The following is a 15,637-nucleotide window of genomic DNA, read 5'->3' as shown; positions in this document are numbered from 1 at the left end:
GCGGTGATGCTTCGGGCCTGACGAGGGCGCTGCGCGGGGCCTTCTTAGAGGGCACCGGCGAGCCTCGCGCGCAGGCGCCGGAGTCCTTCGTCGATGCGGTCCACCGTTACTCCGCCGTAGCTCAGCACCCAGCCATGGCGGGTGGGTGCCCCGGCGAAGTACCCGGAGAGCGCTTCGATGCCGACGCCCGCGTCACGGGCTCGCCGCGTGAGTTCCCGCTCCAGCCGGGCGCCGCCTCGCGTGAAGGTGACGCACAGATGAAGGCCGGCGACGGAGGGCAGTTGCTCGAAGGCGTCTCCGAAGTGGTGGCGGAGCTTCTCCGACAGCCGCGTGTGCCGCTGCTCGTATTCGCGCCGCGTCTTTCGCAGGTGCCGGGCCAGTGAGCCCGTGTCGATGAATCGCGCGAGCGCCGCCGCGCCCAGTCGAGCAGGGCCCTGCGACGCGCGGGCGACATCACGATGCCCAGCGGGAACTGGTGAGACGGCGTGACGTAGACGAGGCGCGTGTCGTCCGGCAGCGCCTGCACGTCAATCCCCTCCGCGTCGACCGGCACCGGTACGACACGGGCTCCGAGCGACTGGAACAGGAGGCGTGCGGGCGGGTAGCCGGGTTCCTCCACGGCGACGCGGTCTCCGGGCTCCAACAGCACGCGTCCCGCCAGGTCCAGCGCCTGCTGCGCGCCATGCGTGATGAGCACGTCCGACGCTTCGGCGCGAACGCGCCGGGAGACACCCACGTGGCGGGCCACGGCCTCACGCAGCTCGGGGTGGCCGGCCGGGTCCGTGTATGCGGCTGTCGTCGCGGCGACGCGCAGGTGTCGAGCGAGAAGCCGATGCCAGGCTTCGAATGTGAACAACGCGGTGTCGGGGATGCCGACGCGAAAGTCATACGGCGCAGGGGGCTCGGCGGAAGGAGGAACGCGGAGCTCGCTCCAGACGGTGCGCGGACGCAGCTTCACACCGCGCGCCGTCGCCTCGCGCGCACCTCGCTCCCGGGGCGCGTTCTGGACGAAACTGCCGGCGCGTCCTCGGCCCACGAGCAGGCCTTCGGCGCTCAGCCATTCGTAGGCCACGCCCACCGTGTTGCGCGAGACGCCCAGCCGCTGGGCCAGTTCCCGCGATGGCGGAACCTGCTCGCCGTCTCTCAGCCGCCCGTCCAGAATCCGAGCGCGCAGTCCTCGGTAGATTTGTCCCGCGACGTCTCTGCGCTCCTGGAGGTCGACGTGAAGGTCCATGCCGGGAACCCCTCTAGTTTGGCCCAATGAGATTCGTCAATTTTGGACCGGTGGAAGGGCCAGTGAAGGCGCAACCTGACGGACATGAACGACACGTCCTTGTCCGCTGTGTCCTCGCGTCCGGTCGACCCCGAGCGCATGCCCTGGATTTCCATGGGCCCCGCGGGGCTCTCCTTCAATCCGCTGCGCTTCTTCCGGGAAGGCTCCGGCTGGATGTACCTCTTTCGCCTGGAGCCCGGCACCGTCGTCCCCCGGCACCGCCACACCGGCGAGGTGCACGGCTTCAACCTCTCTGGGAGTCGTGAGTTGCTCGACACGGGGGAGGTGATTGGCCCCGGTGGCTACGTCTACGAGCCGCCCGGAAATGTCGACAGCTGGCGGGTGACGGGCGACGCGCCCGCGGTCCTGCTCATCACCGTGCGCGGAGCCATCGAATACCTGACGGCGGATGGCCAGGTCTCCAAGCGCGTCACGTCCGAGGACCGGCTCCAGACCTACCGCCGCTGGTGCGAGGCGAACAGCGCGCCGTTCCTGGCCACGCTCGAGTGACCCTATGCTGACGCGGTGAAGACCCGGCACCTCAAGCCCGTGCTCCTGGCCCTGACCGCGGCGGGAGTGGCCATCCCCTACGAGGCCTTCGTGCCCTTCGTCATGGAGCACGGGCTGGATGTGCCACTGCTCGTCGCGCAGGCCGCGGCCAACCGCATCAGCGCGTTCGCATGGCTGGACGTCGGGGTGTCCGCGGTCGGTTGCTGCGCATCGTGCGCGTCACGAAGGTCTCCAGCCATGCGACGCGGGACGGCGCGACGGATGATGACCGCATCGCCGCCGCGCGGGCCAAGGGGCTCGCTCCCGACGTCTGGGTCCCGCCGCATGTCTTTCTTGAGGACGCGGTGGGAACGAGCGGCGGGAAGCTCGTCTCGATGCAGGCGTTCGCGCTCCGCGGCCATGTGCGGTCCGCGGATGGTACCGGCGCGTCGGACCCCAAGGCGCGGGGAACGATTCTCCAGAACGTACAGGTGGTGAAGAGCGCCGCGTCGGCGATTCGCACCGCCGTCGTGAGCGAACTCGGCCCCAACATGCTCGCCCGCGAGGCGGTGGCGGAGCTCACGAAGGCGCGGCAGCAGAAGAAGATGGATGCCGTCATGGAGCAGGCCGGCATCAAACCCGAGGACGACACCAACACCCGGCTGCGGAAGTTGCTTGGCATGGAGCCGCCGGAGCAGGCCGCCACGACGGAGTAGGCCAACGGGGCCCGGTGACACCGTTCGCTTTTCCACGACTGCTGGAGGGGCCAGCCGCTCGCCCCCTGGGCGGGCCCAGGGGGGGACGGCTCGTTCCGGGCTGCCCCTGGCTGCCGGGGCCAGTCGTTCGAGCCCCACGGGGTTGGGGGACGCTCTCACCTTGAGTGCGCTGTTGCACCCTGGTATCCGCAGAGCCCCTCACTCCGCCTCAAAGCAGGAAGGCCCAGATGGCCCAGAATTTCATCTTCACGATGCAGGACCTGCGCAAGGTCAAGAACAGCAAGGAGATCCTCAAGGGCATCTACCTCTCGTTCTTCCCCGGCGCGAAGATTGGCGTCATCGGCCCCAACGGCTCCGGCAAGTCGACGCTGCTGCGCATCATGGCGGGCGTGGACACGGAGTTCTTCGGGGTCGCTAAGCCGGACCCCAGCGCCAAGGTCGGCTACCTGGCGCAGGAGCCGCAGCTCGACACCTCGCTCGACGTGAAGGGCAACGTGGAGCTGGGCCTGAAGGAGATTCGCGGCACACTGGACCGCTTCAACGAGGTCAGCGCGAAGTTCGCCGAGCCCATGAGCGACGCGGAGATGGAGAAGCTGCTGGCCGAGCAGGGCCGGCTGCAGGACGCCATCGACGCGGTGAACGGCTGGGAGCTGGACCGCACCATCGAGATGGCCATGGACGCGCTGCGCCTGCCTCCGGGCGACGCGGACGTGACGAAGCTGTCCGGTGGTGAGAAGCGCCGCGTGGCGCTGTGCCGCATCCTGCTGGAGAAGCCGGACCTGCTCCTCCTGGACGAGCCCACCAACCACCTGGACGCGGAGAGCGTCGCGTGGCTGGAGCAGGCGCTCAAGGAGTACAAGGGCACCATCGTCTGCATCACCCACGACCGGTACTTCCTGGACAACGCGGCCGAATGGATTCTGGAGCTGGACCGCGGCGAGGGCGTGCCCTGGAAGGGCAACTACTCCAGCTGGCTGGAGCAGAAGCAGAAGCGCCTGGAGCTGGAGGAGAAGTCGGAGAGCCACCGCCAGAAGACGCTCAAGCGCGAACTGGAGTGGGTGCGCGCCTCCCCCAAGGCCCGTCAGGCCAAGAGCAAGGCGCGTATCGCGGCCTACGAGGAGCTGCTCAACCAGTCGCAGGACAAGCGCGACGCGACGGGCGAGGTCATCATTCCGCCCGGGCCGCCGCTGGGCGGGCTCGTCATCGAAGCCAAGGGGCTGCGCAAGGCCTACGGCGACCGGCTGCTCATTGACGACCTGAGCTTCAAGCTGCCGCCGGGTGGCATCGTGGGCGTCATCGGTCCCAATGGCGCGGGCAAGACGACGCTGTTCCGGATGATGACGGGCGTGGAGTCACCGGACGCGGGCGAGCTGCGCATCGGCGAGACGGTGAAGCTGGCCTACGTGGACCAGAGCCGCGACGCGCTGGACGGCGAGAACTCCGTGTTCCAGGAGGTGAGCGGCGGGCTGGACCACCTGGACCTGGGCAAGGCGGGGCAGGTGCCCAGCCGCGCGTACCTGGCGGGCTTCGCCTTCAAGGGCCAGGACCAGCAGAAGCGGGTGAAGGACCTGTCCGGCGGTGAGCGCAACCGCGCGCACCTGGCGAAGATGCTCAAGAGCGGCGGCAACCTGCTGCTGCTCGACGAGCCCACCAACGACCTGGACGTGGAGACGCTGCGCAGCCTGGAGGACGCGCTGCTGAGCTTCGCGGGCTGCGCGGTGGTCATCAGCCACGACCGCTGGTTCCTGGACCGCATCGCCACGCACATCCTCGCGTTCGAGGGCGACAGCAAGGCGTTCTTCTTCGAGGGCAACTTCGAGGACTACGAGGCGGACAAGAAGAAGCGCCTGGGCCCCGAGGCCCTGGCGCCGCACCGCATCCGCTACCGCCCGATTACGAAGAGCTGAGCCGCTGCATGCCTGGAGCCACCGTACCGTGAGGTGCGGTGGCTCCACGGTCCCTCAGCAGATGTCGAGGCAGTCCACCGTGTAGAACGGCGTCACGTCCTCGGTGTTGTAGCAATCCGGGTTCGCGCAGGAGCAGTGCAGCGTCATCACGTACTCCGTGAGCGCCTCGTCGTTGTAATACGTGTACGTACAGGCCAGATTGAATGACTCGGCCTCGGCGACGGGCGTGTAGCCCAGGCCGCCGACGACAATCCCTGCGGGAACCGCCAGCACCGCGACCGCCATGAGCAGCTTCTTCATGTCTCTCTCCTGTGTCAGGGCCGGTACTCCCAGTGCCAGGGCTCGGACGGGACGGTGCGCACGAAGCCGTAGTTCTTCGCGTTGTTGGCCATCCACCGGTACGTCGAGGTGCCCGTGCCGCCCGTGTTGATGTCCACCGCGATGCCGCCCTGGTGGTTGGAGTAGCCCGGAGGCGCGGCCAGGTTGCCCGTGCCGTTCTTGTACGCGCGGTACAGCGCCTCCTGCTCCGACATGCTGCGGAAGCCGCTGTTCACCTTCAGGGTGATGCCCTGCGCCCGCGCCGCCGCGTGCATGCGGTTGAACGCCGCCGCCGCGTCCGAGCGCATCTCCTTGCCGTTGGGGACGGCCGAGAGCGAAATCTGCCGCGGCTGCCCGTTCACATAGCCCGTGACGACCCGGCCACCGCCACCGCCCGGGTTGGTGACGGGGCCCTGCACGTTGATGCCCAGCTTGTCCCACGTCTTGGGCCCGACGATGCCGTCCGCCACCAGCCCGCGGGACTGCTGGAAGGCCTTCACCGCCGCCTGTGTCTTCGGACCGAACACGCCGTCCGCCGTGCCTGACTTGAAGCCCAGCACGTTGAGCCGCTGCTGGAGCGCACGCACCGGCTCGCCCCGCGCGCCATTGCGCAGCGTGGGACCCGAGCCGCCCGCTCCGCCCGCCGAGTTGAGCGCGCTCCACGTCTTGGGACCGACGACGCCGTCCACCTGGAGCCCGCGCGCCCGCTGGAAGGCCTGCACCGCCGCCTGTGTCTTGGGGCCGAACACGCCGTCCGCGGCGCCCGGATTGAAGCCCGCCGCCTTGAGCTTGTTCTGGAGCTGCGTCACGGCCGCGCCGCGCGCGCCACTGCGCAGCGTGGGCGAGGCAGAACGGGACGCGCTGCTGGACGCAGCAGCGGAGGTGCGGGCAATGGCTACCATGGGGGGCTCTTCCCTGAGAAGAAGAATGGAGTTGGACCCATTTTCCAAACCGCTCAAAGAAAGTTGCCTGGGATTCCGTCAAATCCGCGTGTCAATCCATGCGCGCGCTCAGGGTTGAGCTGCATTTCATGGCGCGACGGAAACGTTGCGCCAAGGTGACCGCGGGCAGACGGGACTCGTGGCATTCATTACCGCGAAAATCTTCCGCCTTGGACGTCTGGTTTGCCATTAGTCGACACGGGGTGTGATGGAGTCCCACGTTGGGTGTCCAGGTCGCACCCTTGGTGTGGAGCCCCACGGGCAAACCCCAGGTCTCCAACTCGGCGGCCGATCAGGCTCCGGGGAAACGCCGGTGAGGGCCGTTTCATAGAGAAAATCTCAGGTTCCTGAAGGAACAACCTTGGGAAGTGCCCCGCCGGCAGGCTGTTCTAGTGCGGTCGGGACAATAAGTGGCCGACGAAGCTTGCATTCGTCCCGCGCTGCTGAATGTTGTCCCCAAGGTTTTTTCTAGGGAGAGAGAGCGTCATGAAGGGAAGCTTCGCCAAGCGCATCACACTGTTCGTACTGACCAACCTCGCGGTGGTCGCGATGCTGGCGATCGTCGGGCAGCTCATCGGGGTGGAGAACCTGCTCGCCCGCCGCGGGGTGGGGCTGAACCTGCCGGGCCTGCTCATCATGGCGGCGGTGATGGGCTTCGGCGGCGCCATCTTCTCGCTGCTCATCTCCAAGTGGATGGCGAAGTGGAGCACGGGGGCGAAGGTCATCACGTCGCCGCGCTCGGAGGATGAGCGCTGGCTGGTGGAGACGGTGCACCGGCTGGCCCGCGACGCGGGCATCGGCATGCCCGAGGTGGCCATCTACGACAGCCCGGACATGAACGCCTTCGCCACGGGAGCCAAGCGCAACAGCGCCCTGGTCGCGGTGTCCACCGGCCTGCTCCATGGCATGAAGCGGGACGAGGTGGAGGCCGTGCTCGGCCACGAGGTGGCCCACGTGGCCAACGGTGACATGGTGACGCTCACGCTGCTGCAGGGCGTGCTCAACACCTTCGTCATCTTCCTCAGCCGCGTGGTGGGCTTCTTCGTGGACCGCTTCCTCAGCCGCTCCGAGGATGGCGAGGAGAGCGGCGGCTCGGGGCCGGCCTACTTCCTCACCAGCATCGTGCTCCAAATCGTGTTCGGTATCGGCGCCAGCATGATTGTCGCCTGGTACAGCCGCCGGCGTGAGTTCCGCGCGGATGACGGCGGCGCGCAGCTGGTGGACCCTGGCGCCATGGCGCGGGCGCTGAACCGGCTGCGCATGCAGCAGGGCGAGCCGGCCATGCTGCCGTCCAACATGCAGGCGTTCGGCATCCGGGGCGGCGGGATGATGGCGCTCTTCTCCAGCCACCCGCCGCTGGAGCTGCGCATCCAGCGCCTGATGGACGGCAGCTGGAAGCGCTGACGCGAGCGCGGCGGTGACACCGGCGCATGTCACGAATGGGTGACATGCGCCGGGCCGTTCTGTGACACCGCGAAGCGGGCCGTGACGGTGAGGCAACAACCCGGGCCCGCGCGTTGCGGCGGTGCATTCCGTCCTGTAACGGGAGCGCAAACTCGAGCCCTGGCGCGCTTTCGCGCACTGCTGGCAGTTCCGTGCCGTCATGACCCCCACTGCTTCGTTCCGCGCTGCTCTCCAGGTCTTGTTGTCCGGCTCCATGCTGCTCCTGGCGCCCCTTGCCCACGCGCGGCAGGACGAAGCCGCGGCCCCGTCCGCCACCGAGCCGCCCCCCGCTTCCACGCCGACGCCGGTCCCCGAGGCCGCGCTGCCCGAGCCGGAGGCGAAGCCCGAGGCTGAGAAGAAGGCGCAGGCCTGGTACGAGCGCATCCGCATCCGGGGCTACACGCAGGTCCGCTACAACCGGCTGCCCAGCTTCCGGGTGAATGACGCCCTGGTGAACGACCAGGGCGACCGGTTCCTCGGCAAGAACACCGGCTTTGGCATCCGGCGCGCGCGCCTGGTGCTGTTCGGTGACGTCCACGACCGCGTGTCCATCTACCTCCAGCCGGACTTCGCGTCGGTCATCGGAGACCAGTACAACGTCACCCTCATGCGGGACTGGTACGCGGACATCTTCCTGGACGCGAAGAAGGAGTTCCGGCTGCGCGTGGGCCAGTCCAAGGTGCCCTTCGGCTTCGAGAACCTCCAGTCCAGCCAGAACCGCCTCGCGCTGGACCGCAATGACGGCATCAACAGCGCGCTCAAGGACGAGCGCGACCTGGGCGTCTTCTTCTACTGGGCGCCCACCGAAATCCGGAGGCGCTTCAAGTTCCTCGTCGACAACAACCTGAAGGGCTCGGGCGACTACGGCGTGGTCGGCTTCGGCGTCTTCAACGGCCAGACGGCCAACCGCGCCGAGCGCAATGACACGCCGCACGGGGTCGTCCGCGTCACCTGGCCCTTCCTGTTCGGCGCGCAGTACGTGGAGGCGGGCGTGGGTGGCTACTACGGCCGCTTCGACCTCAATGCCTCGCCGCGTGACGGCGTGCCCTACGCGCTCGCCCGGGGCTCCGACATGGTGGACGCGCGCGGCATCGTCAGCCTGGTCATCTACCCGCAGCCGCTGGGCTTCCAGGCCGAGTTCAACCTGGGCCGCGGCCCCTCGGTGGGCGAGGGGCCCGTCGATGGCCTGCTCATCGACAGCCGCCAGCTCCGGGGCGGCTATGCGCAGCTCATGTACAAGCTGGACGGCGTGCTGGGCGTGTCCCTCATCCCCTACATCCGGGGCACCCTCTATGACGGCGGCAAGAAGTTCGAGACGAACGCGCCGCTCTATGACGTGCGGGAGCTGGAGCTGGGCGCCGAGTGGCAAATCAACAAGGCCCTGGAGCTGACGGGCACCTACCTCATCTCCGACCGCACCTCGTCCCGCTTCCCGTATCTCCAGCAGCAGGGACACGTGACGCGCGTTCAGCTCCAGTTCAATTATTGAGCAACTCAGGATGCCGCCGCGGGGTGTCAGTCATAACCCCTCGGCTGGTGCGTTGCGTCAGGGTTTGTTCAGAAATACTGGACTTGAACGCTGAGGCTGTTGTTTCGCGGCTTGCGCAACTTTCGGACATTGATCCGGAAAATCATGGAGGCGTCTGACTTACTTCGCCCCCCATGGAGCCGTCGATGACTGGTAGCAACTCCTATCGAATCCGTCAGGGAGATACGCTCAGCGCCATTGCCCGGCGCAACAACACCAGCGTGGATGCGCTGGCGCGAGCCAACAACATCCAGAACCCGGACCGCATCCAGGCGGGCAGGACGCTCGTCATCCCGGGCGCCAACGACGGCTTCGAGGCCAACGCGCCTCGCCCGATGCCGCGCCCGGCCAACCTCCCGACGGGGACGTCACAGAACGGTGACAGCTTTGAGCCTGGCTCCGCGCAGGGCACCGTGGCGCAGGGCGTCACGCCGGCGGGCACGGCGGGGGTGTCTGGTACCCAGAATGGCTATCGCAACATCGACCTGACGGCCTTCCGCCAGGGCGGGTCCAACTCCGAGTCCGCCATTGTCGTTGGCACCTCGGAAGGCAACCGCACGCCGAACGGTGGCTTCACGGCGAGCTACGGGGGCCACACCGACCCGGGCAATGCCAAGCACAACCGCGGCTCGTTCTCCTATCAGGGTGGCGGCGCGAACTCGCCGTCGCACGCGGACGAAATCTGGAACCGTGAGCTGGGCCGCGTCACGCCGCAGTACCAGCGCGCCGCCGAGCGCGCGGGCCTGGACCCGAACAACGCGCTGCTGGCCTCCACCTTCTACGATTTGCACACGCAGTCGCCTCGCGCGGCGCAGAACTTCCTCAACCGCGAGCTGCCCAGGCTGGCGCAGGACCCGCGGGGCGTGACGCCCGAGGCGCTGGTCGACGCGCGCGTGAATGCATTCCGCACGGACAACGGGCAGATCAGCGCCTCCGGCTTCAACCACGACGAGCAGCGCCTGCGCGCCGACCAGACGCGGCGTGAGACGGCGCTGGTCCGGGCCCTGGACGCGCGCGGCTACCGCGACGGCGGTGGCGCTGTCGAGAACGTACCCATTCCGCGCCCGCGCCCGGAGAACCTCACGGCCGGCGCCACCGAGCTGCCCGCCGAGGTCCCCATCCCGCGCCCGCGCCCGGAGCACCTCCAGGCCTCCAACACCACCGAGGGCGCGACGCCCACCGACCTGAACGACACGGCCGAAATCGCGCCCGCGGCGGACCGCCCGGCGGTGCAGACGGCCACGCCGTGGGTCAGCCAGTACAACGCGGCGAGGGTGGAGCGCGCCGGTGACAAGGCCTGCTTCCGCGCCGCGGTGGTGATGGCCGCGGGCGCCGGGGCCACCGTCACGGGGCCGGACAACCGCATCCAGGTGGCCACGGGCGATGACCCGAACGGCGGCGTCACGGTGGACGCCGCGGCGGCGCGCCGGGGCCGTGAGTACATCGATGGCCAGCTCGACGCGGGCAAGCCCGTCGTCGTGGGCGTGGACCACCGCTCTGGCCGGAACTCGGACAACGTGGACGGCATCACCGACCACTTCGTGGTGATTACGGGCCGCGGCACGGACGAGCAGGGCCGCACGTACTACACGTTCCACGACCCGGCGACGAACCACGAGCAGCGCGGCGCGGACTCCAACCCGAACAACCGCTTCTACGTGGACCAGGACACCGGCAACCTCTACCGGGAGGGCCCCACCACGGGCAACGTCGTCCAGCGGCACTTCGAAGTGTCGATGGTCCGGCCGAACGCCTAGTCGTTCCGCCAGGTGACGGGCGGGGAGCGGGGAGGCCCTGATTCCAGGCGCAGCCGGGGCGGGAAGGAGTGACTCCCCGCCTCTGCGCGTTCAGCCAGGAACTGGGCGCGGGCGCGCGGCGCGTTATGGTCGCCCGTGCCCCGAGGAGCCATGAACTTCGTCTTCATCTCCCCCCACTTCCCTCCGCATTACTTCCACTTCATCTCCGCGCTGCGGGAGCGGGGCGTCACGGTCCTGGGCATCGGTGACGCGTCCTACGAGTCGCTCCGCCCCGAGCTGAAGGAGTCCCTGCGCGAGTACTTCTTCGTCCCCAGCCTCATGGACGAGGAGGCGCTCACCCGCGCGGCGGGCTACCTCACGTGGCGGCACGGCCGCATCCACCGCATCGACTCGCTCAACGAGTCCTGGCTGGAGGTGGAGGCGCGCCTGCGGGGGGACTTCAACGTGCCGGGCCTGCAGCCCGCGGACATCCACCGGCTGCGCTCCAAGTCCGGCATGGCGGAGGTGTTCCACGAAGCGGGCGTGCCGCACCCGGACCTCATCCGCGTCCGGGACGCCGCGCAGGTGAAGGCGTTCGCCGCGCGCGTGGGCTACCCGCTGGTGCTCAAGCCGGACGTGGGCGTGGGCGCCGCCAACACCTTCAAGGTGGCCAGCGACGCGGAGGTGGACGCGGCCCTGTCCCATCCGCTGCCCACCACCTACGTGGCGCAGCCCTTCGTGCGCGGCACCATCGTCACCTACGACGGCATCGTGGACCGGCACGGCGTCATCGTCTTCAGCCTCAGTCACGAGTACAGCGACGGCGGCATGGAGACGGTGATGGAGCAGCGCGACATCTCCTTCTGGAGCCACAAGGAGATTCCCCCCGCGCTGGACGTGCTGGGCCGGCAGGTGGTGGCCGCCTTCGGGCTGCGCGAGCGCTGGTTCCACCTGGAGTTCTTCCGGCTGCAGGATGGCCGCTTCATGGTGCTGGAGGCCAACCTGCGGCCGCCCGGCGGCTTCATGGTGGACATGATGAACTACACGTGTGACATCGACGTGTACCGGCTCTGGGCGCGGGTGGTGACGGGCGACCCGGTGGCGGACTTTCGCTTCACGCCGCGCTACCACGTCTGTCACAGCGCGCGCCGCAAGTCCCGCCGCTACCGGCACCCGCACGCGGACGTGGAGGCGAAGCTGGGCAGCTCGCTCATCCTCCACCGCGAGCTGCCGAGCATCTACCACAGCCTCCTGGGCGAGGAGATGTACCTCACCCGCCACGCGGACATGGACGCCCTGCGGGACACGGTGCGCTTCATCCAGGACAAGGCCTGACGCGCGCGCTCAGCGCTCCGTCCAGGTGAGCTGGTAGGTGGTGCTGTCCGCGTCCTCGCGCAGGCGCGTCACGCGGGGGGACTCGGCGCCGCCCACGCGCAGCAGGGCTTCGAAGAGCGCCTCCGCGTAGCCGGGCGCGTTCAGCCGCGAGTTCATCCGCATGGCGTAGGTGGTGGGGCCCTGCTCCGTGAGCTCCACCTCCGTGTAGTTGTCGGTGGCGCGCAGCGTCTGCGGCAGGCGCTGCACCAGTCGGCGGGGGCCCAGGAGCCGCATGACGCCATACACCGCGCGGCCCACGACGGTGCGCCCGTAGCCCTGCACGTGGCGCTCGGCGAGCTGGCGGAAGGCGTCCTCCCGGGGCAGGCCCGGAAACGTCTCTTCGACGATGACGTCCAGGCACTTCTCCCACAGGAGCACCGGGTAGCCCGGCAGCAGCGGCCGGTCCAGGTCGATGCCGGCCTGCCGCAGCCGGTGCTTGAGGCGGGGCGACACGCCGCCGCGCAGCCCGTGCTCGAGCAGGCCCTCCACCACCTGGACGTAGACGAGCCGCTGCTCCAGGGGAACCGCCCCGCGGTGCTTCATGTGCGGCGCCTCACCCCAGCAGCCAGCGCATGGCGGAGGGCAGCCGCCGCTGCCAGTCCCGCTCGTGGTGCCCGCCGTGTGGATCCAACACCAGCGCCAGCTCGTGGTCCGCGTAGCCCAGGTGCTTGAGGTGCTCGTAGAAGGCGCGCGTGGATTCGCCGTAGTAGACGGGCACGCCGCTGGCGTCCGTGTACTCGTGGGCGCCCGCGTCCAGGTAGATGCGCGTCCAGCGGCGGCTGTGCGCCGTCCATGCGCCGAAGAGCTGGTTGGCGCCCCACGTCACGGTGGGAGACAGGGCGCCAATCCGGCCGAACACCTCCGGATGGCGGCACCCGAGGTAGAGCGAAATCAGGCCGCCCAGCGACGAGCCCATGGCGCCCGTCCACCGCGGCTCCGGCCGGGTGCGGTAGGTGCGGTCCACCAGCGGCTTGAGGTGCTCCACCAGGAAGCGGGAGTAGGCCTCGCCGCGCGCGTGAATCGGGCTGCGCGGTTCATTCCACGGCGAATAGTCGTGCACGCGCCCCTCGCCCGAATCCACGGCGACGATGAGCCACGGCTCCAGGCTTCCCTCGCCCACGCCGTGCTCCAACGCGACGTTGGCGCACCAGGTCTCGAAGAGGGCGGATTCGGGGTGGGCGAACACGTTCTGCCCGTCGTGCATGTACAGCACGGGGAACCGATGGCCTGGCATCGCATCGTATGCGTGGGGGGTATAGACGCGCACGGTGCGCGCGAAGCCCTCCTGGGGGGAGGGGAAGTCTCGGACGATGTGGACGTGGCCCATGGGAACCGGGAGCCAGCATACCTGGAGGCGGTGACAGGGCGGAAAGCGCTGGCCTCGGGGATGCACAGGCGGCGGGCGGAGCGCGGGGTGCTCCCAATCCACTCGAAAAGCAGTTTAATCTGGAGTTCCCTCATGGAGCTGGAACACCCGCATCTGGCAGTCCTCCTGCTCACCACCGAGAGCGACGTGCGCGAGGCGCGCGAGGCCTTGGATGGCAGCGAGGAGTCACGCCTTCGTTACGTCGCCGCCCAGAGCCGCGCGGAGGCCGCGTACTTCCTGGCGTGGGACCTGCTGGAGGTCGACCCGCGCATGGGCCGGGCCTGACGCGCGCGTCCCGCCTTTGGACGGCGCGTCCGCGTGCCGGACGGCCCGCGCGCAGGGCGCTGCTGTAGGGAATCGTGGTCCCGGATGTGCACAAGGCGCGGCGCGTGCGTCGGGTGCTCTGGGTGGGATGGTGTTTGGGGTGGTGGCTGGCGGGCGCGCTGCCCGTGCATGCCGCGCCGTATGAAGTGGAGCCCGAGTCCGTGGGCGCGCAGGACCTGCTCGCGCTCGTGGAAGAGGGCGCCATCTCCGCCGAGACGCTCTCCGCGCTGCTGGCCCTGCGGCGGACGGGCGTGGACCTGGGGCTGGCGTCGCGTGCCTCGCTCTACGGCTTGCCGGGGCTGACGTACTCGGACGTGGATGTGCTGCTGCGCTCTCGGGGAGGAGACAGCGCCGCGGGTGGCGCGTTGACGGAGGCTGCGTCGCGGCGGCTCGCGCCGTTCCTGGACGTGCGGACGCCGGGGCGGCTGTCGGGCGACGCGCGGTTGATGATGGCCTTCGCGGCGTCGGATGGACTGCCGCCACCGCTGGCGTTGCAGGTCCGCGCGGGAGGGTTCGCGGGGCTTCGGGTGGGGCTGCTGACGTCGCTGGCCCGGCGGACGTTGGAGCCTCCGCGGCGGGAGGCGCGGCGGCGTGCCTTCGTGGTGGAGGCGCCCGGGACTTCCGTCATGCTGCCCAAGCTGTACGTGCAGTGGACGGGAGCGCGCGCGTCGCTGCTGGCCGGGACGTACCGGCTGGGCTTCGGACAGCGGCTCACGCTGGACACCACGGCGCTGCCGTCGCCTGACGGCTTCCTGCCTGACGACAACCTGCGTCCTCCGGCGGGCTTGGAGCGCGCGTGTCTGGTGGGCGGGGCGGGTTGCGAGCCCGAGCAACGCCTGTCGGACGTCACCCCGGACTTCCGCTGGGACGAGGGCTTCCGGGGCATCGCGGGCACGGTGCGAGGCCCGCTGGGGACGGGGGCCGCGCTTTCGCTCACCGGCTTCGGCTCGTATCAGTCCCGTGCGCTGGCGCGGCATGCGGTGTTGGACCGCGCGCTGTGTCCGTCGTCTGTCCGTGGGGTGTGCAAGGCCCCTGACGTCTGGGTGCGGGTGGCGGAGGGCCGGTGGGAGAAGCTCACGGCGCGGACGCTGCCGGGGATGTTCCAGGAGCTGGCGGGCGGTGGCAACGCGACGCTGGCGCTGTCGTCGCGGAGCCATGTCGGGCTCACCGGTTGGATGGCTCGGCCCGCGTGGGGGCAGGAAGGGGCGCAGCTCGACTTCCAGCCCACCGCCCGCTATCCGGCGGGCGGTGCCTTTGGCGCCTTCGGGCTCGACGCCGCGTGGGGGCGTGGCGCGCTGGACGTCTTCTTCGAAGGCACTCGCAGCTTCGATGCCGCGCCGGGGGGGGGCGGGGATTTCGGTGCGGTGCAGCGCACCGTGCTGTCAGGGGCGTCGCGCGAGCTGGAGCTGTCGCTGCGCTACTACGGGCGCGGCTTCGCCAACCCCTACAGCGGCGCGCCGTCAGGCCCGGATGCGCTGGAAGGCCTGCGCGTCCGCAATGAGCTGGGCGCCCGGCTGCGCTACCTCCACCGTGACGAAGGCGCGTGGCGGCTGCGGGGGCAGGTGGACGCCTGGACGCTGCCCGCGGATGGGGCGGCGGCTGGGAGCGCGGGCACGTTGCACGCCCGCGCCTCGGTGCGCGGGGATCTTCAGGTGCGGCCCTGGCTGCGGCCCTCGCTGCAGGTGGAGCTGCGCGACAATGGCGTGGGCGGAATGGGGGCGTGCGCGGATGGCTCGCTCTCCGAGCAAGAGGTGGCGGACCTGTGCGCCAGCGCGCGGTACGGCGTCACCGCCCGGGTGCGCTCCGACGTCGCGAAGGGGCTGACGGTTTCGCTCCAGTACGGACATGCGCGCGTACAGGCGCCCGAGACGAAGGGACTCCGTTACGACGCGCAGGCCGTGCTGGATGTCCGTGCCCAGCCGCTCGCGTCGCTGAAGTTGCATGGGCGGTTGGTGTGGAAGGACCAGGACCTCTCCGAGCGCAGCCGGCTCCAGCAGGAGCTGCGGACCGCGCTGGACGTCGCGTGGAGGGTGTCGAGCGCCGTGTCCGCCCGGGGCCGGTACGCGTGGGTGCTCGACTTGAAGGACGCGCGCGTGGCGCGTGTGCCGCCCGACCCGCCGCGCCACCTCTTCCACCTGGAGTTGGAGACGCGCTTTTGACGAAGTTGAACGTGAAGGGGCAGGGCATGAAGGGCTGGGGCACTGTCTCTTATACACAGCTGA

The 15,637-nt window shown here is 69.5% G+C and carries 14 protein-coding genes and 1 pseudogene; 10 read left to right on the top strand and 5 right to left on the bottom strand.

Annotated features, from left to right (window positions below):
- Positions 1-121: 121 nt before the first annotated feature.
- Positions 122-1,234: a PLP-dependent aminotransferase family protein gene (locus HV826_RS28635; protein ID WP_407938441.1), complete on the bottom strand. Its 1,113-nt coding sequence runs from the start codon at positions 1,232-1,234 to the stop codon at positions 122-124.
- Between the two features lie 84 nt (positions 1,235-1,318).
- Between HV826_RS28635 and HV826_RS28630 the strand changes: the two genes are divergently transcribed.
- From HV826_RS28630 to ettA, 4 genes and pseudogenes are all read left to right on the top strand, one after another.
- Positions 1,319-1,783, top strand: a complete 465-nt coding sequence (locus tag HV826_RS28630) for a cupin domain-containing protein (RefSeq protein ID WP_176420143.1) — start codon at positions 1,319-1,321, stop codon at positions 1,781-1,783.
- Between the two features lie 15 nt (positions 1,784-1,798).
- Positions 1,799-1,930 (top strand): annotated as a pseudogene (locus HV826_RS38295) (hypothetical protein); the annotation flags it as partial.
- A gap of 23 nt (positions 1,931-1,953) precedes the next feature.
- The gene (locus HV826_RS28620) at positions 1,954-2,478 is read left to right on the top strand and encodes a hypothetical protein (protein WP_176420133.1); all 525 of its coding nucleotides are present in this window, start codon (positions 1,954-1,956) and stop codon (positions 2,476-2,478) included.
- Positions 2,479-2,705: 227 nt separating this feature from the next.
- Positions 2,706-4,385: an energy-dependent translational throttle protein EttA gene (gene ettA, locus HV826_RS28615; RefSeq protein ID WP_176420142.1), complete on the top strand. Its 1,680-nt coding sequence runs from the start codon at positions 2,706-2,708 to the stop codon at positions 4,383-4,385.
- Between the two features lie 54 nt (positions 4,386-4,439).
- Here ettA and HV826_RS28610 read toward each other — a convergent pair whose 3' ends face one another.
- Positions 4,440-4,685, bottom strand: coding sequence for a hypothetical protein (locus HV826_RS28610; protein WP_176420141.1), 246 nt, complete (start codon positions 4,683-4,685; stop codon positions 4,440-4,442).
- A gap of 14 nt (positions 4,686-4,699) precedes the next feature.
- Complete coding sequence (locus tag HV826_RS28605) at positions 4,700-5,605, bottom strand: peptidoglycan-binding protein (RefSeq protein ID WP_176420140.1); 906 nt, start codon at positions 5,603-5,605, stop codon at positions 4,700-4,702.
- Positions 5,606-6,130: 525 nt separating this feature from the next.
- On the opposite strand from HV826_RS28605, the gene htpX reads away from it, so the two are divergent.
- From htpX to HV826_RS28585, 4 genes are all read left to right on the top strand, one after another.
- Entirely contained in the window at positions 6,131-7,048 is a 918-nt protein-coding gene (gene htpX, locus HV826_RS28600; RefSeq protein ID WP_176420139.1) for a protease HtpX, read from the top strand.
- A 199-nt stretch (positions 7,049-7,247) separates the two neighbouring features.
- On the top strand, positions 7,248-8,576 hold the full coding sequence (locus HV826_RS28595) for a porin (protein ID WP_176420138.1): 1,329 nt from the start codon (positions 7,248-7,250) through the stop codon (positions 8,574-8,576).
- A 185-nt stretch (positions 8,577-8,761) separates the two neighbouring features.
- Positions 8,762-10,372, top strand: a complete 1,611-nt coding sequence (locus HV826_RS28590) for a LysM peptidoglycan-binding domain-containing protein (RefSeq protein WP_255217464.1) — start codon at positions 8,762-8,764, stop codon at positions 10,370-10,372.
- Positions 10,373-10,522: 150 nt separating this feature from the next.
- Positions 10,523-11,686: an acetyl-CoA carboxylase biotin carboxylase subunit family protein gene (locus HV826_RS28585; RefSeq protein ID WP_176420136.1), complete on the top strand. Its 1,164-nt coding sequence runs from the start codon at positions 10,523-10,525 to the stop codon at positions 11,684-11,686.
- 9 nt (positions 11,687-11,695) lie between these two features.
- Here HV826_RS28585 and HV826_RS28580 read toward each other — a convergent pair whose 3' ends face one another.
- Positions 11,696-12,268, bottom strand: coding sequence for a DUF2378 family protein (locus tag HV826_RS28580; RefSeq protein ID WP_176420135.1), 573 nt, complete (start codon positions 12,266-12,268; stop codon positions 11,696-11,698).
- A 10-nt stretch (positions 12,269-12,278) separates the two neighbouring features.
- Positions 12,279-13,052, bottom strand: coding sequence for an alpha/beta hydrolase (locus tag HV826_RS28575; RefSeq protein ID WP_163782777.1), 774 nt, complete (start codon positions 13,050-13,052; stop codon positions 12,279-12,281).
- Between the two features lie 132 nt (positions 13,053-13,184).
- Here HV826_RS28575 and HV826_RS28570 point away from each other — a divergent pair, with 132 nt between their 5' ends.
- Both HV826_RS28570 and HV826_RS28565 read left to right on the top strand, forming a co-directional pair.
- On the top strand, positions 13,185-13,376 hold the full coding sequence (locus HV826_RS28570) for a hypothetical protein (RefSeq protein WP_176412612.1): 192 nt from the start codon (positions 13,185-13,187) through the stop codon (positions 13,374-13,376).
- A 74-nt stretch (positions 13,377-13,450) separates the two neighbouring features.
- Positions 13,451-15,574: a hypothetical protein gene (locus HV826_RS28565; RefSeq protein ID WP_176420134.1), complete on the top strand. Its 2,124-nt coding sequence runs from the start codon at positions 13,451-13,453 to the stop codon at positions 15,572-15,574.
- Positions 15,575-15,637: the final 63 nt, after the last annotated feature.

The organism is Myxococcus sp. AM010 (genome assembly GCF_013372585.1).
GTDB classification, from domain to species: Bacteria; Myxococcota; Myxococcia; order Myxococcales; family Myxococcaceae; genus Myxococcus; species Myxococcus vastator.
This window is presented reverse-complemented; position numbering and strand designations above follow the sequence as displayed.